The following is a 22,184-nucleotide window of genomic DNA, read 5'->3' as shown; positions in this document are numbered from 1 at the left end:
TTTTGCCCGCTGACGAGGTCAACTTAGGCATGTGCGAGCCGGCTCGGAATGTTCGAACATCGCTTTCGACAGCTTGGTGCCACGGCGGCGCAGGTTTCACGCGTCCTGCGGGTGGGAAGAGGGCACAACTGGTCATCGGTCTCGTGATCGGCCGCCGCAGAGGGCACCATTGCGCCCCGGCGGGCACGATGCCGGCCGGGGCGCACGGGGGTCACATCACTCGGAACGAGCGCTTCGAGATCGGTGCGCAGACGCACACCAGGGCGAGGCACGCCACGACGGTGGCGAGCAGTTCCGCGAGGGTGATCTCGCCGGCGACCATGCTGCGCGTGGCGTCGTTGGCGTAGGAGATGGGGTTCGCCTGGGCGATCACCCGCAGCCAGGTGGGCATCGACTCCGGCGGGACGAAGGCGTTGGAGGCGAACAGCAGCGGGAAGGTCATCAGCGTGGTGATCATGCGCAGCACGTCGCCGTTGCGCAGCACCGCGGCCATCATGATGAAGATCCAGCTCATGGACCAGCCGACGAGCAGGCTCATGACGATCGTGCCCACCACGCCCAGGAACCCGCCGGGAGGCGCGAACCCGAAGAACAGCGCGGCCAGGACGGCGACGGCGATCAACTGGTAGAGCGCCCGGGCACCGTCGGCGAAGCTCCTGGCCAGCAGCACGCTGAACCTGTTGATCGGCAGGGTGTGGAAGCGGGTGATGACGTCGTTGCGCAGGTCGTTGATGAGACCGTTGCCCGCCTGGGCGCCGGCGGCGACCGCGGTGATGATCATGATGGCGGGAGCCAGGTTGTCGATGTAGGCCATGTCGGTCGGCATCCCGGGCGCGTCGCCCAGCACCTTCAGCACGCCGGCGAACATCAACAGCATGACCAGCGGCTCGACGAACGTGACGATGAGCACGCCGGCCTGCAGGTAGGGCCGTATCGAGCGGCCGGTGAGGGCGGCGGTCTGGGAGAACAGGCCGCTGCCGCCCCACTGCTCGGACGGGTGCCCCTCTCGGTCCGACGCTGTCCGCTGCCGGCCGGCCTCGGCCTCGATGACCGTCATCGGTGCGCTCCTTCTTCGATGGGAATGGTCGGGACGGTCACGCGGGCACCGACTTCCCGGTGGGTTCGTGAGTCAGCCTCAGGTAGACGTCGTCCAGAGTCGGCTCGGAGAAACCGAGCTCGGTGATCTCGGTGTGCGCCTCGTTCAGCGTGCGCACGATGGTCGCGAGGTCGGCGGAGGCGGCGACCGGGACGCTGATGGTGGCCCCGGACTCCTGAGGGGTCGCCCGGATGCCGGTGTCCTCCAGCGCCTTCACCGCGGTGGACGCCTCGGACTCCGTCGACAGCGTCACGGTCACCATGCGCTGGCCGACGTCGGCCTTGAGCTCGTCGGGCGTGCCGCCCGCGACCACCTTGCCCTTGGACAGCAGGGTGATCCGGTCGCAGAGCTGGTCGGCCTCTTCGAGGTACTGCGTGGTGAGCAGCACCGCGACGCCGTCCTTGGCCAGTCGCTTGACGATCTCCCACACGCCGATCCGGGAGTTCGGGTCCAGGCCGGTCGTCGGCTCGTCGAGGAAGATGACCTGCGGTGAGCCGACGAGGCTCGCCGCGATGTCCAGCCGCCTGCGCATGCCCCCCGAGTACTGGGAGACCGGCCGCTTGGCGGCCTGGGACAGCTCGAACAGCTCCAGCAGTTCGTCCGCGCGGGAGTGGGCCTGACGCTTGCTCGCGCCGAGCAGGCGCGCGATCAGGGTCAGGTTGTCCCGCCCGGAGAGCTGTTCGTCCACCGAGGCGAACTGCCCGGTCAGGCCGATGCAACGGCGGACCCTCTGCGCCTCGGCGGTCACGTCGAGGCCGCAGATCCGGGCGGTGCCGTCGGTCGGTTCCAGCAACGTGGAGAGGATGTTGACCAAGGTGGTCTTGCCGGCGCCGTTGTGGCCCAGCAGACCGTGGATCGAACCTTCGGGAACCGAGACGTTCACGCCGTCCAGTGCGGCGACGTCACCGAACGACTTCGTTACGTCGATTGCCTCAATCATGGGTTTGGCCACGTGCTTGGCCTCCGTTGCTTTCTCCGGCGGCCCGGTGGCGGGCCACGGTTCGGACATGAGATCGAGAGTCGCCGCCACCGCTGCATCGTGATGCTAGAGCGGCACAGGCACGGAGGCGGAAGTGTCTGCAGGTTGCTGAAATGCGGCAGATGGTACGAGTTCGACGGCGTCCCGGCGGTCAGGAGTCGGCCGGCTCGGAGATCCGGGCCGTGCGCGGACGTGCCATCCGCAGGTAGTCGTCGGTGGCCAGGGCCATCGACAGGTCGAGCCGGGCGGCGTTGAAGTACAGGACGTCGCTGCGGAGCAGGTCCTCCTCGACGATCAGTTCGAGGTCGGGGTGGAAGGAGAAGGGGATGATCGAGCCGCTGACCGAGCCGGCGAGCCGCTCGGCGGTCTCGCGGTCGGCGAAGCCGACCCTGCGCCCGCCGGTGCACTCCGCGACCCGGCGCAGATCGAGGCGTCGGTCGCCGGGGACGACGGCCAGCACGTACCGGCAGGTCCGCTTGTCCGGCCGCACCACCACGACCAGACACTTGGCGCTCTGCGCCAAGTCGTGCCCACGCAGGGCGCTGACCACCTCGGTGCGGCCCTCCGGGGGGTGCTCGATCAGCCGGTAGGAGGCGCCGTGGCGGTCGGCCAGTGCCATGAGCCGCCGGTAGGCGGTCCGGTCGTGGGGCGAGACGCCACCTCGCCCGTCGGCGTCGGTTCCGGTGGCGGGAGCGGTGCCGACGGGGGCGGGGCGGCGTCCGGTCGTCGTCATGTCGCTTCCCGGTGGGTCATACGGTCATACCGCCGTCGATCTGGAAGACCGAGCCGGTGATGTAGGCGGCGCGCTCGCTCGCCAGGTAGGCGACGAGGTCCGCCACCTCCTCGGCCCGTCCGAAGCGGCGCAGCGGAACCTGCTTTGCCGCTTCCTTCTTGACCTTGTCGGAGAGCTCGGCGGTCATGTCGGTCTCGATGTAGCCCGGCGCCACCACGTTGGCCCGGATGTTGTACCGGCCGACTTCCTTGGCGAGGGCCTTGGAGAAGCCGATGATGCCCGCCTTGGAGGCGGAGTAGTTGGACTGGGTCGCGTTCCCGTAGACGCCGGCGATGGAGGAGATGTTGACGATGGTGCCGGACTTGCGCTTCATCATCTCGAATATCACCGCGCGGCAGACGTGGTAGACGCCGTCGAGATTGGTGTCCAGGACGCCGTGCCAGTCCTCGTCCGACATGAGGACCAGCGGATTGTCCCGGGTGATGCCCGCCGAGCTGACCGCCACGTCGATCGGCCCCAGGTCGGACTCCGTACGGGCGACCCACTCCTTGACCGACGCGGCGTCGGTCACGTCGGCCCGGACGGCGAGCGCCCGGTGACCGAACTCGCCCGCCTCCTTCTCCAGTTCCAGCGCGGCCTGCTCGTTGGACTGGTAGCAGAAGCTGACGTCGTACCCCTCGGCCGCGAGCCGCAGGACCACGGCCCGGCCGATCCCCCGTGATCCACCGCTCACCAGGGCGACCGGCGCTGTGTTGTCCGTCATGACACTCTCCTTACTGACTGTGCTGGTCAGCCGGTCGCCAGTCCGGCGTGTGCGGGGCTGAGCCGTTCGCCCGGGCGGAAGGCCATGGTGATCCGGCCGACGGTCAGGACCGGTTCGCCGTCGACCCGGCTCTCGCCCTCGAAGATCATCGTGTCGTTCACGGCGCGCTCCAGCCGGGCGTGCTGTTCGACCGTGTCCCCGGGGAAGACCCGCCGGTGGAACTCGATGCCGCTCATGGAGCCGAACAGCATGACCTGACCGTCGGCCGCGTCACCCGCCAGGCGCTTGGCCAGGATGCCCGCCGTCTGCGTCCACGACTCGATCAGCAGGAAGTCCGGGTAGGCGAGGTCGTCCCGGGTCGCCCGCGGACCGAGCCGGGCGTACCACGGCTCGTTCAACGTGACGGCCTTGACCGCCCGTATCCCGTCGGTCCCCACCTCGACCACGCGGTCGACCAGCAGCATCGGGTACCGGTGCGGAAGCGTGGCGCGGACGCCTTCGGAGGTAATCACGCCGTCGCCTCCCGCCGGTAGCGGAGGCGGACCGAGGCGGCCTGGCCGCGCTCCGTCGCCACCCGGGCGCTGCAGCGCCAGTCCTCGCCGCGCGGCGACCAGGTCAGCTCGATCGCCAACTCGTCACCGGGGTGGACCGCGGCCAGGAACCGGCTGGATTCCACGGCCGTCAGCCGCAGCTCGCCGGACTCGGGCGGCTTCGCGGCCTCCGCGGCGCGCCGCACGCACTCCATCACGCAGACGCCGGGAAAGATCGGGAAGTCCGGGTAGTGCCCGGCGAAGACGGGCTCGCTCTCGTCGACCGTCACCGAGAACCCGGCCGACCACCCCCCGGAGCCCTCGTCCCGGCCGGGCTCGCGCACCGGCCGGGGGACGGCCAGGACCGGGCTGGTCACGAGAGCTCCCGCAGCTTCTGCCGCACCAGGTCGTAGGCGCTGTCCAGGGTCCGCACCGAACGCATCTCCGTCTCGGTGAACTTGACCCCGTACTTCCGCTCCAACACGACGACGACTTCGAGGGCCATCAGCGAGTCGACCCCCAGCGTCTCCACGAAGTCGGCTCCGTCCCGGACCTCGGCCACGTCGGCGTCGATGGTCTCGGCCAGCAGTTCCCGCAGCTCTTCCCGATCGAGCCCGGTGACCGCGTCGATTGACATGCTCTTCCCTTTCGTAGAACCGGTGAGCGGCCGTCAGCCCACCGGCAGGCGCAGCGCGGCGCAGGCGACGACGCCGTTGTCGTCCACCGAGGAGACGAGGGCGACGCCGCCCTCGGGAGCCGCCGACCGTTCGGCGACGCTCAGCAGGGACCCGATCTGGAAGGCCGCGGAGGCGGCCGCGGTGTCCCCGATGGAAGCCATGGACGGCGCCCGCTCCAGCACCTGGGCGCCGAAGCGCCCGGTCAGCACCTCGCGCTCCTGCTCGCCGGCGGAACCCGCGGGGCCGGAGGCCGAGACCGCCCACACGTCCCCGGAGTCCACTCCGCCGCGCCGCAGCACTCCCTCGACGCACGCGGCGAGCGCCTCGCGCAGGTCGTCGCCGAAGTACACCCGCGACTCCACGGCGAGCACCTCGGCCAGGGCGCGGCCGTCCGGTCCCGTCGGGTCGGCGGACTCCAGCATGAACATGGCGCACCCCTCACCGAGGAGGGCGCCGGTGGAGTCCTCGCCGCGCCGGTGGTGGTCCAGCCACGCCCGCGCGTTCGAGAACTCCTCGGCGGCGCCGTACAGCACGGTCCTGGCGCGGCCGGAACTCAGCAGTCCGCCGGCGTAGCTCAGCGCGGACAGTCCGGCGACGCGGCCGCCGGCGATCGTGGTGTTCGGCCCCTTGAGGCTGTGCCAGATGGCGCACTGGCCGGCGGCGCAGTTCATCACCGCGTTCGGCATCAGCGACGGGTCCACGTAGAACGGACGCTCACCCACCAGCGAAGCGCGGGTGAAGTCCATCATGCTCTGCGCGCTGCCGGTGGTCGTGCCCAGGACCAGGGCGGTCTCCTCGTCGGAGGCCGTGCGCCGGTCCCCGGAATCGCGCAGCAGGTCGCGGACCGCGGTGACGGCCAACCCGGTCACCCGGTCCATCGACCGGGTGCCCTTCTTGCCGAGGACCTCGCGGAGCGCGAAGCCGGGCACCACACAGGCGTGGTCGTCCGGCCCCGCCCACTCCTCGGAGTCCAGTGCGGACGAGGCGTCCTTCCCGGCCAGCACGCCGGCCACGAACTCGTCCTTGCCGATACCGAACGGCGACACCGCGGACCACGCGGTGATCACCGGCCGGGTCGCGGTCGCCGGCGCGCTCGCCGAAAGGGTCATGGTCACATTCCGTTCTGCTCGATGTCCTCGGAGTCCGGTGGTGCTCTCAGCGCAGGGCCGGTTCGGCGGCCGCCGGCGCGGGCCGGCGCAGCACCAGCGTGGCGACGCCGTCGTCGCCGTCGGTGCCCGCCACCAGCCACACCGGGCCGTCGGCCCCCGCGTCGAGGGCGCCGATCGCCGCCGCGCACTGCACGACGCCGAGCGCCCCGGACAGCTCGCCCCACGTCGCGGTGAGGTCGTGACCGGGCTGTCCGGCCGGCAGGGCCGGGGCAGCGGCGGCGGGCGCGAACCAGGCGGCCGGCGGTTCGGGCTCGGCCTCGGCGAGCTCCGCGATGTTGCCCGCCACGTCCGGTCCCCGGGTGTGCGCGCCGACCACGGCCCGGACGGTGGCGCCGCGGGCCTCGGCGACCTCGGCGCGTTCCAGCACCAACGCCGCGCCGCCGTCGACGACCGGGCCGCCGACGAGGCTGCGCACGATCTCGTTGTCCGGCTCCACGCCGACCACGACCACGTGGTCGGCACGGTCCGAACGCAGCAGGGCGGCGCCCCAGCGCACCGCGTCGAGCCCGGAGGCGGGCCCGTTGCACAGCGTCAGGTTCGGGCCCTTCAGCCCGAACCTGATGGCGATCTCGGAGGTGATGATGTTGCTGGAGGCGTTGGGGGTGTCCATCGGGCTCACGCCGTGGGTGCCCTCTTCGGCGATCGTCCTGGTCACCCGGCAGACGGTGTCCACGTTGCCGAGGTTGGAGCTGACCAGCACCGCCGTCCGGGAGCCGGCGACGGTCGGTCCGCCGTCGGTCAGCAGTCCGGCGTCGGTCAGCACGCGCTGTGCGGCGCACAGCCCGAGCTGGGTGGCGCGGTCCTTGTAGCGCAGGCCCTTCTTGCCCAGGACGGCCGCCGGCTCGACGGTGCCCTCCGGATTCCGGGCCGTCGCCAGGGCGGCCGCGGAGTCGGCTCCCGGCATGGCGACGCCGACGCCGGTCACGGTAATCATCATGCTCCCTCGACAATCGCCACGGCGTTGATCCCGCCGAACCCGAACCCGTGCACCTGCGCCAGCGAAACCTCGTGCTTGGCCTCCCGGCCGCGGACCAGGCGGATGCCGGCGGCCTCCTCGATCGGGTCGTCCAGGTTGACGAGCGGCGGCACCTTGCCGGTGGCCATCGTCTGCAGGGTGACCACGAGGCTCAGCAGACCGGCCGAGCCGCTGGTGTGGCCGGTCATCGGCTTGATGCCGGTCACCACCGGACCGCCCGCGGCGTCGCCGAAGACCTCGCCGTAGGCCGTGATCTCGACCAGGTCGTTGAGCGGTGTCCCGGTGCCGTGCAGCATCACCATGTCGATGTCGCCCGGTCGGGTGCCCGCGTGCCGGTGGGCCTGCCGCATCGCCTCGGCGACCTGCTCCCGGTCCGGCGCGGTGGGGTGCTTCGCGTCGCAGGTCATCCCGACCCCGCGCAGCCTGCCCCACAGCCGGCCGCCCGGCCACCGGAGGTCCTCGCGGCGCAGGACCACGGCGGCGGCCCCGTCGCCGAGGATGGTGCCCTTGCGGTTGACGTCCAGGGTGCGCAGCGCGGTCGGCGGGTCCGGCTGGACCCGGTCGGCCAGGCCGTGCATGCTCTCGGTGATCGCGTCGACGCCCGCGACGACGACGGTGTCCGCCTCGCCCAGCGCCAGCATGTCCGCGCCGAGCGCGAGCGTGTACAGCGACGCGGAGCACGCGTTGGAGATGGTGAGGGTGTCGGAGGTGCCGAACCGCTCCCGCAGCGCGGTGCCGAAGTGCAGTCGGTCGACGCCGAACGGCGTGCCGTCGCGCCACCAGAGCTCGGCCGACCGGAGCTCGCGCAACCCGGTGCCCACGAGCACCGGGACGCCGGACAGGTCGTCGCCGAGTCCGGCGTCCGCGGCGGCCTGGCCGACGGCGTCCAACAGGAACCCGGTGGCCCGCAGCGTGCGGTCGACGCCCGGCTCCGGCCGGTCGTCGATCTCGAACAACTGCCTGCCGTTGTACAGCTCGTGGTCGAATCCGCGCATCGGGCCGAGACCGCCGCGCCCCGCGCAGAGACTGCCGAAGACCTCGTCGGCGTCCCGACCGACGCTCGCCACGGCACCGATGCCGGTGATGGGCAGTCTCACCGCACACCGTCCAGGTACTTGCCGAGGACCACGATCGCGTTGTTGCCGCCGAAGGCGAGACCGTTGTTCTGCACGACGCGCAGGTCCGCCTCGACGGACTGGTTGGGCACGCAGTCGATCTCGCACTCGGGGTCGGTCTCGCGGTGGTTGATGGTCGGCGGTATGAAGCCGTGGTGGATCGACAGGGCGCAGGCTATGGCGGCCAGCGCGCTCGCGGCCCCCATGGTGTGGCCGAGCATCGACTTGAGCGAGACGGTGCGCGGCGGGGCGTCGCCGAACACGTCGTGGATCGCCCGCGACTCGGTCACGTCGTTGGCCTTGGTGCCGGTGCCGTGCGCGGAGATCAGGTCGACCTCCTCCGCCTTGACGCCGGCGTTCTCCAGGGCGATCTCCATGCACCGGGCGACGCTGTCCTGGTTCGGGGCGACCTGGTGGTAGGCGTCGCAGTTCATGCCGTAGCCGAGCACCTCGGCGTAGACGCGGGCACCGCGCGCCTGCGCGGAGGCGAGGCTCTCCAGCATCAGCACGCCGGCGCCCTCGCCGGTGAGGATGCCCTTGCGGTCGACGTCGAAGGGACGGCACACGTCCGGGGCGATCGTGCCGAGCCGGTAGAAGCCGGTGAAGGTCTTGCGGCACATCGCGTCCGCGCCGCCGCAGAGCGCGTAGTCGACCTCGCCGGAGCGGATCGCGTCGAAGCCCTGGCCGATCGCGTAGTTGCCGGCCGAGCAGGCGGTGGCGATGGTCACCGCCTCGACGTTGGACAGGCCCAACTCCTGCGCGGCGGCGATGGACAGCCGGTTGGGGGAGACGCGCCGGGCCACGGTCGGGTCCATGGCGGCGGGGCCGGAGGCGACCTCGGTCTCCACCAGGTGGTCGAGGTCGTAGGACTCCCCGTCGGTGGTGCCGATGGAGATCATGCCGCGCTGGGCGCGCAGGACGTCCAGGTCGGCGCCGGCGGCCTCGACGGCCATCCGGGCCGCCGCGACGGAGAACTGCGTCGCGCGGCCCAGGGTCTCGACGGGCAGGTTGTGGATCCAGCGCTCCGGCTCGGCCCCGGCGATCTCGCAGCCGTTGGCGTGCGCGAATCCCTCGGTGTCGAACAGCGTGATCGGTTTGGCACCGCTGCGGCCCGCCCGCAGCCCCTCGGCGAACTCATCGGCACCCACACCGATGCTGGAGAACACGCCGAACCCGGTCAGCACGACCCGGGACGCCGCGTCGTCACGCGCCGCGTCAGAAACGTTCACAGACATCAATCTCCCTCGGTACGGCCTGGTCGCCTTGGATGAGGACGGGAACGGAGCACCGACAGGCGGTGCCGGAGGGGGGCCGCCGGACCCCGGAGGACCGACGGCGTGCCGTCGGACCTCCGGTCACTCGGTTCCAGCCGCGCCTACTTGGCGTTGATGGCCTCCTCGACCACGGCGTAGACGCCGTCGAGGTTGACCATCCGCTCCAGCTCGGACTGGTCGATCGTCACCTTGAACTCCTTCTCCAGGCCGGCGAGGATCTCGATGGCCCGCAGCGAGTCCGCGCCGTGGTCCTCCTTGAAGAGGCTGCTGCCGGTCACCTCGTCCTCTTCCAGCTCCAGGACGTCGCAGACGATCTCCTTGATGCGTGCCTGGCGGTCGGCGTCGATGCTCGTGGTCATCTCAATCTCTCTCTGTTCGTTCGATGGTTCGTTCGGTCCTTCACGTGCGGCCCGCGCGGCCGTGGCCGAGCCGGTCGCACGTCCTCACCCGGACATGCCGGCGAAGTCTCCGCGTCGGGGCCGGAGCGGTCCGGGCGATCGCCGGATGCTGCCCCGGCAGACCTCCCTCGGGTCCCAACCCTCCGGTCGGTCGGGCAGCAGGTCCGGGTCGCCGTACACGGCCCCCTGGCGGGCGGTGGCGAGCAGGGGCTCCCCGAGGATGTCGGCGGCGCACGAGATCCCGCCGAGCATGACGCCCGCGATGCCGTTGCCCGCCTGTGTGCTGGCACCGACGACGTGCAACCCGGTGATGCTGGTCGCCGTGCCGGGGCGGGCGGTTCCGCCCCATTCGGCCATGCCGAAGGGGGTGCCGCCGGAGGAGAGCGTGTACCGCTCGTGGGTCAGCGGGGTCGCCGCCTCCAGGTGCGTGATGTGCTCGCGCAGCGGTCCCAGGGCCTTCTCGGCCGCGCGCAGTGTGGCCTCGATCAGGTTCTTCTTGCGTCGCAGGTAGATGGGGTTGCGGCGGTAGGCGACGCCGCCGGCCGGCCCCTCGTCGACGCCCCACCAGGTGTAGTTCGGCGGGCACAGCGTCATCACCTGGAGGTTGGCGTGGCCCGGCGGGCACAGCGCGCGGTTCTCCGGGTCCTTGAGCGAGGCGAAGGAGCAGAAGAGGAACGGCACCTCGCCGGTCTCCCCCGCGCTCGCCCGGTCGAAGTAGCCGTCGATGTCGTCGGTGTCGTACCACCACAGGTTGGCGTTGGGCCTGTCCCGCAGGTCGATGTCGAGACCGAGGTAGAGCACCAGCCACGGCATGCCCATCCGCGCGTTCACGGTGCGGTTCACCACCGACTTCGGGAAGTGCTCCGCGCCGACCAGTTCGAGCACCGTGCGCGGGTAGTCCGCGTTGGACACCACCAGGTCCGCCGTGATCACCTCGCCGCCGTCCAGGCCGACGCCGACGACCTTGCGGTCCTCCACCAGGACGCGGCGCACCCTGCTGCGGGTGCGGACCTGCCCGCCGTGCGCCTCGATCACCTCGACCAGGCCCGCCGCGAGCACCTGCCCACCGCCGGCCGGGTAGTAGGCCCCGCGCAGGTAGTGGTCGGTGACGCTGGTGTGCCGCGCCACCGTGGCCTGATGCGGGGTCAGTCCGTAGTTCGGGGCCTGCGCCGCCAGGACGGTGCGGGCCCGCGGCGACAGGCCGCAGTGGTCGAACAGGTCGTCCAGCGTCCGCCTGCCCCACCGGCGGATGGTGGCGGTGTTCGCCGCGATGTCCGGCGCGGACCACGTGTGGGCCTCGAACAGCGCCGCGCGCTGTTCCTCGCCGAGGGACGAGCAGACGTCGACGAAGGTGTTCAGCCCGTCCGCCTCGCCCGGCATGGCCTCCGTGAGGCGGCGCCGGTACTCCTGCCATCCGGCGGGCATGTCGACCGACACCCCCGGCACCCTGATCAGGTCGAACCCGTCCTGGTCCATCTCCAGGAACTCGACCCGGTCGCGGAGCCCGACCCCGGACAGGATGGACGGGATGACACCGCCGGGCGCGCAGTCGCCCAGGTAGTGGACGCCGACGTCGAACTCGTAGCTGCGGCGCCGCCGGAACACGTGGCTGTTGCCGCCCACGATCGAGAACTGCTCCAGCACCAGGACGCGCTTGCCCGCGGCGGCCAGGTAGGCGCCGGCGGTCAGGCCCCCGAGGCCGGCGCCGACCACGATGGCATCCCAGTCGGGGCCCGGCGCGGTGCCGTGCGCGTTGCTGTCCACAGTCGTCTCCTCGTCGCTTGCCGCAGTGATGCTTGCCATGGCTGCCGGAGCGGTGGCCGCGGTCCGTGCCGCGGCCACCGCCCCGACCTCAGCCGCAGCCGCCGGCGTGGCCCTGGTCGCCACCGGCCGGCAGCAGGTCGGCGTGGGTGGCCGGGTCCGGTGCGTCGACGGCCGGCGCGTCGGACCGCTCGGTGCCGAGGACGGCCCGGACGAAGGGGGCGACCCGGTCCACCCCCCAGTACTTGTCCCTGCCGTTGATGAAGAACGGCACGCCGAACAGGCCGTCGTGGGCGGACTCGGCGAGCAGGGCGGCGCCCCGCTTGCGCAGCTGGGGGTCCCGGGCCGCCGTGGACAGCCGCTCGGCGTCGAGGCCGAGCTCCTCCGCGATGGCGGCGATCACCTCGGGCTCGGAGATGTTCCTGCCCTCCTGCCAGCGGGCGCGGTACGCGGCGGCGACGAAGTCCTTGCCGCGGCCCTCGTCCTCGGCGGCGATCCACGCCAGGTGGGCCACCTCCCAGCACGGGTCGCGGTCGATGGGCCAGGTGATGTCCGTCAGTCCGCGCTCGTTCGCGAGCCTGCGGGTGTCCTGCAGGATGTAGAAGTTCTTCGCCCGGCTCATGGCGACGATCGGGAGGGTCACGCCCTCGTCGGCCAGCAGCCGTGCGGTCTCCTCGTCCGGCTCCCAGAACGGCAGCCAGTCGATGGAGTCGAGCACCTCGGGGTGGGTGCTCATCAGGTCGCGGTAGGCGAACCAGGAATACGGGCTGCGCAGGGAGAAGTACCAGCGCGGCCGACGGCGGGAAGCCATGGGGGTCCTCCGGGCGTGTCGTCGTGGGTCACTCGCCGCGCAGCGCGCGCAGGACCTCGTCGTCGAAGACGGCCATCTGCCACTCCGACTCCGGGGTCTCCTTGTGGCAGTAACCGTGGGTGATCGAGCCGGTGGCGGTCTTGACGAGCTTGCCGTCCCGCACGACGTAGAAGTCCAGGCGGGAGGTGTAGAGCATGTCCTTGAAGATGGACTCCACGGTGTAGACCGTGTAGAGGTTCTCCTCCATGATCGTCTCGTCGGTGAACCGCAGCTTGCACTGCGTCACGACGGGGATCCAGCCGCGCTCGTCGAGCATCCGCTTGATGCTGATGCCGCGGGAGGCGACGAAGAGGTGCTTGGCCTCCTCCATCTGGCGCAGGTAGCCCGACATCTGCATGCGCTCGGTGAAGTGGCAGTAGTAGTAGGGAACCTTCCACTTCCAACCGACGGCGTTGTCGTCGCCGATGATCTCGGCGAGCACCGGGTCGGTGTCGGTGTTCTCGCCGCGGTGGAACGCGCCGGCGAAGTCGTCGACCGGGGTGGCGGCCAGCTCGGTGGGCTCCGCGGTGGCGAGCCGGTCGACCACGAAGCGCTGCAGCTCCGCGGGGAGCGGGGCCGGGTCGTCGATGGTGGTGTCGCGGCGCAGCAGCACCCGCAGCTTGGAGGTGACGGCCTTCTTCGGCGCGCCGTCGCGCTGCACGGTCGCGCTCACCGCGAAGACCATCTCGGTGTCGGTCTCCCGGATCTTCGGGACCACCTCCAGCAGCACGTCGTCGTCGAGGGTGAGGACGGTGTGCAGCCGGGTGTCGACGCCGACCACGTCGAAGTTGACGCCGTGCACCAGGTACAGCTCGGTGGCGCCGAGACCGACGGCCCGGAAGTGGTCGAGCACCGCGGCTTCGAGCAGGTAGTTGTCACACTTGAAACCGATCGCGGTGTTGATGTTGCCGCCCTCGTAGGACGGGCGCATGGTCACCGAACTCGGTTCGTTCAGCAGCTTCTTGATCTCGACATCGGTCAGGGTGGCCATCGGTGTGCTCCCGTACTCAGTTGACCGCCGCCGGGGGGTGCCCGGCCGACAGGGTGGTGAGGAATTGCCGGACGGTGAGCGAGAACCGCTCCGGACGTTCGGCCATCGGTGTGTGCCCGCAGTCGTCGATCCGGTCGATCGAGGCGTTGCCGAGCCGGGCTGCGAGGCTCTCGCCCTCGGCGGGCGGCGCGATCGGGTCGCGGTCGCCGACGATGACGTGAACGGGCAGGCCGACCAGTTCGACGGGCAGGAAGGGGGTACGCAGGTAGGCGTTCAGGTAGCGGACCACCCAGTGGGGGCCGAGCTGCGCGCACGCGTGCTCGGCCATCTCGGCCCGCAGGTCCGGGTCCAGGGACTTGCGGGCCATCAGCCGGATGCCGTCCGCCGCGCCCAGACGCAGCCGGTCGAGGAATCCGGGCAGTTCGGCCCAGGAGAAGTCCTCCGGCCGCTGCCGGAAGAACGGCGAGACCAGCACGACGCCCCGGATGCCGAGTTCCTCGCGCGGGTCCGCGCCGCCGGCCGCGGCGTCGGCGAGCAGGGCCAGCAGCAGGACCGTCGCGTAGGAGTGCGCGACCACCACGTCCACACCGCCGGGGACCCGCGCGATCGCCTCGGTGATCCAGGCGCTCTCGTCCCGTTCGGGTATGGCGAAGGGACCGCCCGCCCGCCAGGGCAGGCCGGCGGTCCACAGGTCGAGGCCGGAAGGACGGTGCGCGGCGAATGCGTCCCAGCAGCTCTCGCTGCTGCCGAGGCCGTGCAGCAGCAGGGCGCGGTGGCCCGCTTCGGCGGGAGCGCCTCGCTGTCGGAGCACGAGCGGCTCGACATCGCCTTTCTGGAGCACCGGATATCCCTTTCCGAAGGAATTCGGACAGCAGAGAGTGACGCCGGTCAGAATTCCGTCCGGCAAACCGCCGCCGACGCTAGCAACATCCTCAGCACCGGCAAACGCCTGATCAACGATTTTGCAGTGACATGCAAACCGCCGTGTGGCGCGCGCGGATCGGCATTGCCGCATTGGCTGCGAAACCGGCTCCGCGTGGCACCTGGACGACGAAATGATGCGTTGCGCACTCGATCATCCCGGAAATGCCGCGTGCCGAAAGAGGTCTTTCAGCAAGCTGCGACTACAGATTTTTCCAAGCGGCGACGACGTCGTCCGCGCCGGACGGCGCGGCCAGCGACCGCCGGGCCGCCACCAGGGCCTTGGGCCAGTTCACGGTCAGCGCGGCGCCCAGGCGCGCGCCGCGCCGGTAGGCCACGGCGAACCGGCGCAGCGGGCCCGCGCCGCGCACCACGGTGACGTCGTCGCCCGGGTCGGGACGGCCCAGCAGGGTGATCTTGCCGCCGTACTGGTCGGACCAGACGAAGAACTCGTGCCGGTACGCCACCGGCGCCGGCCCGACGATGCCGCGCACGACGACGTCGGCCTGCTCCACGGCGTTGGTCCAGTGCTCGACCCGCAGGTGACGTCGGAGCAGCGGGTCGTGGCAACGGGCCACGTCGCCGATCGCGTACACCGTGCGGTCGGCGTCGACCGCGCAGTGCTCGTCGCACAGGACACCGCCGTCGTCGTCCAGCGCGACACCGGAACCGGCGAGCCAGTCCGTGTTCGGCCGGACCCCGATGCCCACCACGACGGCGTCCGCGGGCAGCGTGCGTCCGTCGGTGAGCGTCACCCCGGTGACCACCGGATCCCCGACGAGCCCGGCGACGGAGACGCCGCACAGCAGCCGCACCCCGTTGTCCTCGTGCAGCAGGGCGAGTTCCCTCGCCACCTCCTCGCCGAGCAGCCCGGACAGCGGTGCGGGCAACGCCTCCACCACGGTCGTCCCGATGCCCCGGGAGCGGGCCGTGGAGGCCACCTCGGCTCCGATGAAGCCGCCGCCGACGACGACCAGACGGCCGCCGGAGCCGATCCGGTCGAGGTCGGCCCGCAGCGCGTGGCAGTCCGCGAGCGTGCGCAGCAGGTGCACGCCCCGGCGCGGCATGTCGGGCAGCGTGCGCGGCGCCGCGCCGCAGGCCAGGACCAGCCGGTCGTACTCCAGCTCGTCACCGGTGTCCAGCCGCAGCACGCGGCGCGCCGGGTCCAGCGCCGCGGCGGCCGCGGTGTGCCACTCCGCACGCCACTGTTCGGCGCCGCCCAGCGAGGCGCGGTCGGGGGTCCAGTCGCCGGCGAGGACCTGCTTGGACAGCGGAGGCCGGTCGTAGGGCGCGTCCGGGTCCGGGTCGACCAGCGCGATCGAACCGGTGTAACCGGCCTGCCGCAGTCCCGACGCGACGCGGCTGCCGCCGACCGAGGCGCCGACGATCACCACGCGGCGGACGCTCACGACACCGCTCCGTCGGTGAGGAGCGCGTCCTCGGGGGCGACCTCGGCCAGGGCGCGCGGGGTGCGCAGCTCCAGCACGTCGCGCAGGCCGAAGGTCCAACCGGCCTTGCGGGCCTTGGTGGCCAGCCGGGCGGCCCGGAGGCTGTCGCCGCCCCGGGCGAAGAAGTCGTCGTCGAGGTGGACCGCGGGCACGTCGAGGACCTCGGCGAACAGGGAGCACATCAGCGCCTCGGCCGCGGTCTTCGGCGCGGCACCCGTGGGGGCGTCCCGGACCGGCGGCTCGGGGAGCGCGTCCTTGTCGAGCTTCCCGTTCGAGGTCAGCGGGAGCTCGTCGAGCACGACGACCGCCGAGGGGACCATGTAGGCGGGCAGCACCCGGGAGAGGGCCTCCCGCAGCGCGGCGGGATCGGGGGCGGCCCCCTCCACGGGCACCACGTAACCCGCCAGGTACCGGTCGCCGGAACGGTCCTGGCGGGCGATCACGGCGGCCTGTCGCACCCCGGGTCGGGCGGCGAGCACCGAGGTGACCTCGCCGAGCTCGATCCGGTAGCCGCGGATCTTCACCTGGTCGTCGGTGCGGCCCAGGTACTCGAGGATCCCGTCGGGCCGTACCCGGACCGTGTCCCCGGTGCGGTACATGCGTCCGCCGCCGAAGGGGTCGGCCACGAACCGTTCCGAGGTGAGGCCGGGGCGGCCCAGGTAGCCGCGCGCGACCTGGCAGCCCGCGATGTACAGCTCGCCGACGGTGCCCGGCCCGACCGGCCGGAGCCGCTCGTCCAGCACGTACAGGTCGGTGCCCGGCGTCGGGAGCCCGATGGGGGTGGCGCCGGGCTCTATCTCGTCGTCCGGGCCGATGCGGAACGTGCAGCACCCGACGGTCGCCTCGGTCGGACCGTACTCGTTGATCACCGCCGCGCCGGGATGCGTGCGTCGCCACCGGTCGACGACGTCGCCGATCAGCATCTCGCCGCCGACCACCAGCTCGCCGGTCGGCGACAGCGTGCTCGGCAGCGCGGTCAGCAGCGGCAGGTGCGACGGGGTCGCCTTGACGAAGCCCGGCCGGTCGTCCGCCGCCCCGTCGTCGGCCGGCTCCCGGTCCAACGACGCGACGCGGACGCAACCGCCCAGGAGCAGCGGCCCGTACAGCGCGGTGACCGTCAGGTCGAACGCCACGGGGGAGTGCAGCAGCGCGCCGTCCGCGAGGCTCGGGTACTCGGCGCGGGCGAACTCCAGGTAGCGGACGAGGGTGTCGTGCTGCACCGCGACGCCCTTGGGGCGGCCGGTGGAGCCGGAGGTGTAGATGACGTAGGCCAGGTTCTCCGCGGTGAGCGGAGCCACCCGGTCGGCGTCGGTCGGGTCGTGGTCGGGGCCGCCGGCCGCCTCGGCGGCGGCGATGGCCTCGGCGACGGTCGTGGTCCGCGGACCGTCGGCGCCGGACTCGGCGTCCTGGACCAGCATCAGCTCCAGCCCGGTGTCCTCGACGATGAACGCGACCCGTTCCGCCGGGCAGTCGCTGTCGATCGGGACGTACGCCGCACCGGCCTTGAGGATGCCGAGCAGCGCCACCACCAGGTCGGCCGACCTCGCGAGCCGGACCCCGATCAGCCGCTCCGGGCCGAAGCCGCGGGCGATCAGGTGGTGCGCCAGCAGGTTCGCCCGGCGGTTCAGCTCGGCGTAGTCCAGCTCCCGTCCGCCGGAGCGGACGGCGGTGGCGTGCGGGGTGCGTGCCACCTGTCGCCGGAAGAGGTCGGGGAGGGGCGATTCAGCCATCGTGTCTTCCTATTCCTTCGAAAGCGGGGCCGCCGCGGGCACGGGCCCGCTGGGTCACCCGGCGCGACCCGCGGCCAGTTGGCGGATCGTCGGGCGCAGGTACAGGTCGCGCATCGCCACCGTGAAGTCGCCGCGCCGACGCAGCGCGGCGCCCACGCGCATGGCCAGCAGGGAGTTGCCGCCGAGGTCGAAGAAGTTGTCGTCCGGGCCGACCGGGACGCCGAGCACCTCCTGCCAGACCTCCAGCAGCGCCGCCTCGAAGGCGTCGCCCGGTGCGGCGGCGCCGTTCCCGGTCCCGTCCGCGCCGGTGCCCTCGGCCCGGTCGTCGGGGACGGCGGTGCTGCGCGGGGCGGCGACCGCCGGGGCGGGCTTCGGGAGCTTGCGGGTGTCGAGCTTGCCGTTGGTGGTCAGCGGCATCCTGTCGAGCGCGGTGATCGTCGACGGCACCATGTACTCGGGGAGGAACCTGGCCGCGCGCTGCCGCACGGCCGCGGTGTCGTCCCCGTCCATCACCACGAACGCGTCGAGCTGGGCCGTCGCCGGGTCGTCCGGATCGGCCCGGTTGAGCAGCACGGCCGCCGCGGTCACCTGCGGGTCGTCCAGCAGCACCGAGCGGATCTCGTCCAGTTCGATGCGGAAGCCGCGCAGCTTGACCTGGCTGTCCAGCCGGCCCAGGTGCTCCAGCCGTCCGTCGGGCAGCAGCCTGCCCTTGTCCCCGCTGCGGTACATCCGCTCGCCGGTGCGCGGATCGGTCAGGAACCGCTGCCCGGTCAGCTCCGGCTTGTTCAGGTAGTGCGACGCGACGCCCGCCCCGCCGACGTGGATCTCACCGGCGACGCCCATCGGCAGCGGCCTGCCCTCGGGGTCGGCGACCCGCACCCACCAACCGCGCAGGGCGTGCCCGACCGACTTGGACCCGGCCAGCGCCTCGGCCCTGGTGACGGTCTGCGCGGTCACGTGCACCGTCGTCTCGGTGATGCCGTACATGTTGACCACCCGGCACCCGGTCTCCGGGTGCCGGTCGAACCAGGGCAGCAGCATCCGCGGGTCGAGCCCCTCGCCGCCGAAGACCACCAGTCGCACCGGGGCGGGGTCCGCCCCGTCCCGCTCGACCTCCACCAACTGGGCGAAGGCCGACGGGGTCTGGCTGAGCACCGAGACCCGTTCCCGCAGCAGCAGCCGGTGGAAGTCCTCCGGCGAGCGCGACACCCAGTAGGGCACGACGACCAGGCGGCCGCCGGTGAGCAGACAGCCCCAGATCTCCCACACCGAGAAGTCGAAGGCGCTGGAGTGGAAGAGCGTCCAGGTGTCGTCCTCGCCCAGGCCGAACTCCCCGGTGGTGGCGGCCATCAGGGCGAGCACGTTCACGTGCGGGACGACCACGCCCTTGGGACGGCCGGTGGAGCCGGAGGTGTAGATGACGTAGGCCGGGTCGTCCGGGCCGGTCGTCGACGACGGCGGACCGTCGCACCGCGCGGGCGCCAGCCTTGCGAGTTCGGCCGTGCCGACCACCCGGACGGAGTCGCCGCCGGGGAACTCCGCGCGGTCGGTGACGACCGTGGTGAGTCCGGCGTCGGCGGTGGTGTAGGACAGCCGGTCCCGGGGGTGGGCGGGATCCATCGGAACGTAGGTCGCGCCCGCCTTGAGCACGGCGAGCAGCGTGACGACCAGCTCGGCGGACCGCTCCAGGCACACCCCGACCCGGTCGCCGTCGGCCACGCCGAGCCCCCGCAGGGCGTGGGCGAGCCGGTCGGCCCGGCCGTCGAGTTCGCCGTAGCTCACCCGGGTGTCCTCGAAGCAGACCGCGACCGCGTCCGGCCGGCTCGCGGCGACCGCGGCGACCGCCGCGTCGATCCGCCGCGGCGCGAAGGGCTCCGCCGGGCCGGGCCGGCCGAGCGCGGCCAGGTGGTCCAGTTCGTCCTCGTCCAGCAACCGCACGTCCGGGACGGGGGTGTCGGGTGCTTCGAGGAGCATCCCGTGCACCCGGCACACGTGCCGGAGGAACTGGTCGGCGATGTCGGCGGACAGCTTCCGCGGCGAGAAGTCGCAGCGCAGCATCCGGTTCCCCGCGGCGTCGCGGACCACCGAGACGGTCACCGGGAACGGCGGGAGCTGGAACGGCAGGTACTCCGCCGAGGCCGCGCCGGGCAGGTCCGCCGCCGGGTCGAGGTCGGCGAAGACCAGTCCCGCCCCGGCGGCGCCGGCGGGATCGCCGCCCGCGGCCTCCACCTCGCGCAGGAGTTCCTCGGTGTACCACGCCGGCCCGGCCGCGACCGCCGCGCGGACCTGCTTGTCGAGGGTGCCCAGCGTGTTCGCGCCGTCCACCGCCACCGGTACCAGGGCGACTCCTTCGACGGGGGCGCCGGGAACGCCGGGGGCGCTGTCGTCGGTGTCGGTGACCAGCGCCGCGAGGACGGGCCTGCCCGCCCCCTCGTAGCGGGAGAGGACGACGCCGAGGGCGGCCGCCCAGCTCTCGGCGTCCCCCTCCGGGTGGCCGGCGGGCAGCGGCAGCAGGGCGGTCTCGGGCACGTCCGGGTCGTGCGGCCGGCCGAGCCCCCAGTCCAACCGGGCGCCGAGCCGGCACTCGGCGAGTTCGGCGGCGTGCCGGGCGGTGTCGTACCGCCGCCCGCCGCCCGCGGTCCGGGCGGCGGAATCCTCCCGCCCCGCGCGGGGCGGTGCGTCGCCGAGCAGTTCCGCGACGAACCCGCGCAGCGCCGCCGCGCCGAGCACCGCGCGGTGCGCCACCACGACGAGTTCGGCGACACCGTCGGCGTAGCGCAGCAGCACTCCGCGCACGGGGGCGTCCCGGTGGGCGACCACCGGCCGGACGAGTTCCCGCGTCCGCCACCGCTGTGCGGCGGACTCGTCGGATCGGCACGGCACGTGCTCGGTCCACAGCCGTGCGGCGCCGCGGAAGACCGCCGCCGTCCCGGCGGCGGTGAGCAGCGCGGCGGCCCGGTCGGCGAACCGCCGCGCCAGCGCGTCCGGACCGTCCGCCGGCAGCCCGTCGGCGAGGCGCACGCTCAACGCGTGGCAGACCGCGCCGGGCGCTTTCCGGTCGTTGCCCGGGACGCGCTCACCGGAGTGGACGACGGTGCGCCGCGCCGGCGTGAGAGCTGCGTAGGCGTCCTGTTCAGAGATCGACACGACTGGTCCCCTTGGCGTGATTGCGGTGGATCACCGGGCGGTGAAGCCGCCGTCGACGGTCAGCACGGAGCCGGTCACCTGCCTGGACTCGTCCGAGGCCAGCCAGATGGCGGCCTGGGCCACGTCCTCCGGCTCGATCAACGAGTTCATCGGCTGCGACTGGACGAAGGTCTCCTCGTGCTCGGCGACCGGCAGGTCGAGCGACCGCGCGATCTCGGCGAGCATCCGGCCCTCGACCTGGCTGTCGTCCCGGATCGAGCCGGGACACAGGGCGTTGACCCGGACCTTCAGCGGCGCGTAGTCGAGCGCGGTCGCCTTGGTCAGCCCGATCAGACCGTGCTTGGAGGCCGCGTATCCGGCGAAGTGCCGGTAGCCGACCAGGCCGGCGGTGGACGACACGTTGATCACGCTGCCCGACCGTCGGGCGACCATGAGGGGGCCGACCACCGAGGTCATGCGCCAGGCGCCGGACAGGTTGACGTCGATCATCACCTGCCACTCGTCCTCGGTGATCTCGTGGGCCGGTTTGCCCGACGGCGCCACGATGCCCGCGTTGTTGACCAGCACGTCGACCTTGCCGAACCGGTCGCACACCCGGTCCACCACCGCGCGCAGCGCGGCGAGGTCGCGGATGTCGGCCGCCGCCGCGAGCACGGCGGCGCCCTGCTCGCGGCAGAGCCGCGCGGTGTGGTCGAGCTGGCTGGTGGTGCCGAGCGGATAGGGAACGCCGGGGACGTCACCGCACACGTCGAGCAAGGCGAGGTCGGCGCCCTCCCGACTGAACGCCAGCGCGCAGGCGCGGCCGACACCACGCGCGGCTCCCGTCACGATGACGGTCTTTCCTTGCAGACGCACCAAGACTCCTTGTGTTGAGGACGATCGACGGACCCGTCCGCGCCGTTCACCCGGGGCAGACGTCCGCGAGCACCCGGATGAGGCCCTCGGGGTTGTCGACCAGGTACATGTGGCCGCCCTCGACCTCCGCGAACCGGAAGTCCTTGCTGGTGGCCTTGCTCCACTCCATGGCCTGTTCGGTGGTCACGAGCGCGTCGGTGGTGCCGCGGACCGAGACGATCGGCACGGGCAGCGGGTCGTTCGACCGGGGGACGTAGCTCTCGTGCATCTCGACGTCGGCCCGCAGCGTGGGCAGCAGCAGTTCCCGCATCTCCGGATCCTCGAGCGCGTCGTGCCGGTAGCCGGCGAACTCCTTGACCCGCGCCAGGAACTCGTCGTCGGCGAGGCCGCTCGCGCCGTTCTCCCGCCGGGTCCACGGGCCGGGGGAGCCGCTGATCACCAGCGCGGCCAGGTCGACGTCGTCGATCGCGGCCAGTCGGTGCGCGATCTCGTAGGACAGCACCGCCCCCAGGCTGTGTCCGAACAGGACGACGGGGCCGGCGCCGGAGACCCGCTCCAGCACCTCGGGCAGCAGCCCCTCGGTGGCCGCGGCCACGTCCCGGTAGGGCTCCTCGGCGAAACGCTGTTCCCGGCCGGGCAGCTGGACGGCCGCCAGCTCGAACTCGTCCTGGCACAGCGGCACCCAGGGGCGGAAGACCGAGGCGCCCGCGCCGGCGAACGGCACGCAGAGTACGACCGCCTTTGGCATGTTCATTCCCTCTCTATCGCTGT

21 protein-coding genes are annotated in these 22,184 nt (G+C 72.2%); all 21 read right to left on the bottom strand.

The window, feature by feature from the left end; translation table 11 throughout:
- Positions 1–211 precede the first annotated feature (211 nt).
- The 21 genes from F0L17_RS26495 to F0L17_RS26395 all read right to left on the bottom strand — a co-directional run bounded on the left by F0L17_RS26495 (position 212) and on the right by F0L17_RS26395 (position 22,161).
- Complete coding sequence (locus tag F0L17_RS26495; protein WP_155074283.1) at positions 212–1,057, bottom strand: ABC transporter permease; 846 nt, start codon at positions 1,055–1,057, stop codon at positions 212–214.
- A 37-nt stretch (positions 1,058–1,094) separates the two neighbouring features.
- Entirely contained in the window at positions 1,095–2,036 is a 942-nt protein-coding gene (locus tag F0L17_RS26490; protein WP_155074282.1) for an ATP-binding cassette domain-containing protein, read from the bottom strand.
- Positions 2,037–2,226: 190 nt separating this feature from the next.
- Positions 2,227–2,808: a YbaK/EbsC family protein gene (locus F0L17_RS26485; protein ID WP_420802485.1), complete on the bottom strand. Its 582-nt coding sequence runs from the start codon at positions 2,806–2,808 to the stop codon at positions 2,227–2,229.
- Between the two features lie 16 nt (positions 2,809–2,824).
- Positions 2,825–3,571, bottom strand: a complete 747-nt coding sequence (fabG, locus tag F0L17_RS26480; protein ID WP_155074281.1) for a 3-oxoacyl-[acyl-carrier-protein] reductase — start codon at positions 3,569–3,571, stop codon at positions 2,825–2,827.
- A 26-nt stretch (positions 3,572–3,597) separates the two neighbouring features.
- Positions 3,598–4,083: an ApeP family dehydratase gene (locus F0L17_RS26475; RefSeq protein WP_162466923.1), complete on the bottom strand. Its 486-nt coding sequence runs from the start codon at positions 4,081–4,083 to the stop codon at positions 3,598–3,600.
- A complete protein-coding gene (locus F0L17_RS26470) occupies positions 4,080–4,478 on the bottom strand; it encodes an ApeI family dehydratase (RefSeq protein WP_162466922.1) in 399 nt (132 codons plus the stop codon). The genes F0L17_RS26475 and F0L17_RS26470 overlap by 4 nt, the downstream gene beginning before the upstream one ends.
- Complete coding sequence (locus F0L17_RS26465) at positions 4,475–4,738, bottom strand: acyl carrier protein (protein WP_155074280.1); 264 nt, start codon at positions 4,736–4,738, stop codon at positions 4,475–4,477. The genes F0L17_RS26470 and F0L17_RS26465 overlap by 4 nt, the downstream gene beginning before the upstream one ends.
- 33 nt (positions 4,739–4,771) lie before the next feature.
- Entirely contained in the window at positions 4,772–5,887 is a 1,116-nt protein-coding gene (locus F0L17_RS26460; protein ID WP_155074279.1) for a beta-ketoacyl synthase N-terminal-like domain-containing protein, read from the bottom strand.
- A gap of 46 nt (positions 5,888–5,933) precedes the next feature.
- On the bottom strand, positions 5,934–6,881 hold the full coding sequence (locus F0L17_RS26455) for a beta-ketoacyl synthase N-terminal-like domain-containing protein (RefSeq protein WP_338018299.1): 948 nt from the start codon (positions 6,879–6,881) through the stop codon (positions 5,934–5,936).
- Positions 6,881–8,020, bottom strand: coding sequence for a beta-ketoacyl synthase N-terminal-like domain-containing protein (locus tag F0L17_RS26450; protein WP_162466921.1), 1,140 nt, complete (start codon positions 8,018–8,020; stop codon positions 6,881–6,883). The genes F0L17_RS26455 and F0L17_RS26450 overlap by 1 nt, the downstream gene beginning before the upstream one ends.
- Positions 8,017–9,273, bottom strand: a complete 1,257-nt coding sequence (locus F0L17_RS26445; protein ID WP_155074277.1) for a beta-ketoacyl-[acyl-carrier-protein] synthase family protein — start codon at positions 9,271–9,273, stop codon at positions 8,017–8,019. The genes F0L17_RS26450 and F0L17_RS26445 overlap by 4 nt, the downstream gene beginning before the upstream one ends.
- 140 nt (positions 9,274–9,413) lie before the next feature.
- Entirely contained in the window at positions 9,414–9,671 is a 258-nt protein-coding gene (locus F0L17_RS26440) for an acyl carrier protein (RefSeq protein WP_155074276.1), read from the bottom strand.
- An 84-nt stretch (positions 9,672–9,755) separates the two neighbouring features.
- On the bottom strand, positions 9,756–11,474 hold the full coding sequence (locus F0L17_RS26435; RefSeq protein ID WP_338018298.1) for a phytoene desaturase family protein: 1,719 nt from the start codon (positions 11,472–11,474) through the stop codon (positions 9,756–9,758).
- 88 nt (positions 11,475–11,562) lie between these two features.
- Complete coding sequence (locus F0L17_RS26430) at positions 11,563–12,282, bottom strand: 2-hydroxychromene-2-carboxylate isomerase (RefSeq protein WP_155074274.1); 720 nt, start codon at positions 12,280–12,282, stop codon at positions 11,563–11,565.
- Between the two features lie 28 nt (positions 12,283–12,310).
- Positions 12,311–13,312, bottom strand: a complete 1,002-nt coding sequence (locus F0L17_RS26425) for a hypothetical protein (protein WP_155074273.1) — start codon at positions 13,310–13,312, stop codon at positions 12,311–12,313.
- Positions 13,313–13,328: 16 nt separating this feature from the next.
- The gene (locus F0L17_RS26420) at positions 13,329–14,153 is read right to left on the bottom strand and encodes an alpha/beta fold hydrolase (RefSeq protein ID WP_162466920.1); all 825 of its coding nucleotides are present in this window, start codon (positions 14,151–14,153) and stop codon (positions 13,329–13,331) included.
- Positions 14,154–14,436: 283 nt separating this feature from the next.
- Positions 14,437–15,642, bottom strand: a complete 1,206-nt coding sequence (locus tag F0L17_RS26415) for an FAD-dependent oxidoreductase (protein WP_162466919.1) — start codon at positions 15,640–15,642, stop codon at positions 14,437–14,439.
- Positions 15,639–17,411 carry a non-ribosomal peptide synthetase gene (locus F0L17_RS26410; protein WP_155074270.1) on the bottom strand — a complete coding sequence of 591 codons (1,773 nt, stop codon included), beginning with the start codon at positions 17,409–17,411 and terminating at the stop codon, positions 15,639–15,641. The genes F0L17_RS26415 and F0L17_RS26410 overlap by 4 nt, the downstream gene beginning before the upstream one ends.
- A 54-nt stretch (positions 17,412–17,465) precedes the next feature.
- Positions 17,466–20,558 carry an amino acid adenylation domain-containing protein gene (locus F0L17_RS26885; protein ID WP_162466918.1) on the bottom strand — a complete coding sequence of 1,031 codons (3,093 nt, stop codon included), beginning with the start codon at positions 20,556–20,558 and terminating at the stop codon, positions 17,466–17,468.
- A 30-nt stretch (positions 20,559–20,588) separates the two neighbouring features.
- Entirely contained in the window at positions 20,589–21,413 is an 825-nt protein-coding gene (locus F0L17_RS26400; RefSeq protein WP_162466917.1) for an SDR family oxidoreductase, read from the bottom strand.
- Between the two features lie 46 nt (positions 21,414–21,459).
- On the bottom strand, positions 21,460–22,161 hold the full coding sequence (locus tag F0L17_RS26395; protein WP_155074268.1) for a thioesterase II family protein: 702 nt from the start codon (positions 22,159–22,161) through the stop codon (positions 21,460–21,462).
- Positions 22,162–22,184: the final 23 nt, after the last annotated feature.

Source organism: Streptomyces taklimakanensis (assembly GCF_009709575.1).
Classification (GTDB): domain Bacteria; phylum Actinomycetota; class Actinomycetes; order Streptomycetales; family Streptomycetaceae; genus Streptomyces; species Streptomyces taklimakanensis.
The sequence above is the reverse complement of the archived record's forward strand: the minus strand, read 5'-3'. Positions and strand labels throughout refer to the sequence as shown.

Coding starts and splice junctions, on each gene's coding strand:
- F0L17_RS26460 (WP_155074279.1), bottom strand. CDS start 5,887: ATGACCCTTTCGGCGAGCGCGCCGGCGACCGCGACCCGGCCGGTGATC.
- F0L17_RS26445 (WP_155074277.1), bottom strand. CDS start 9,273: ATGTCTGTGAACGTTTCTGACGCGGCGCGTGACGACGCGGCGTCCCGG.
- F0L17_RS26410 (WP_155074270.1), bottom strand. CDS start 17,411: ATGGCTGAATCGCCCCTCCCCGACCTCTTCCGGCGACAGGTGGCACGC.
- F0L17_RS26395 (WP_155074268.1), bottom strand. CDS start 22,161: ATGCCAAAGGCGGTCGTACTCTGCGTGCCGTTCGCCGGCGCGGGCGCC.
- F0L17_RS26495 (WP_155074283.1), bottom strand. CDS start 1,057: ATGACGGTCATCGAGGCCGAGGCCGGCCGGCAGCGGACAGCGTCGGAC.
- F0L17_RS26465 (WP_155074280.1), bottom strand. CDS start 4,738: ATGTCAATCGACGCGGTCACCGGGCTCGATCGGGAAGAGCTGCGGGAA.
- F0L17_RS26455 (WP_338018299.1), bottom strand. CDS start 6,881: ATGATTACCGTGACCGGCGTCGGCGTCGCCATGCCGGGAGCCGACTCC.
- F0L17_RS26440 (WP_155074276.1), bottom strand. CDS start 9,671: ATGACCACGAGCATCGACGCCGACCGCCAGGCACGCATCAAGGAGATC.
- F0L17_RS26430 (WP_155074274.1), bottom strand. CDS start 12,282: ATGGCTTCCCGCCGTCGGCCGCGCTGGTACTTCTCCCTGCGCAGCCCG.
- F0L17_RS26490 (WP_155074282.1), bottom strand. CDS start 2,036: ATGATTGAGGCAATCGACGTAACGAAGTCGTTCGGTGACGTCGCCGCA.
- F0L17_RS26485 (WP_420802485.1), bottom strand. CDS start 2,808: ATGACGACGACCGGACGCCGCCCCGCCCCCGTCGGCACCGCTCCCGCC.
- fabG (WP_155074281.1), bottom strand. CDS start 3,571: ATGACGGACAACACAGCGCCGGTCGCCCTGGTGAGCGGTGGATCACGG.
- F0L17_RS26425 (WP_155074273.1), bottom strand. CDS start 13,312: ATGGCCACCCTGACCGATGTCGAGATCAAGAAGCTGCTGAACGAACCG.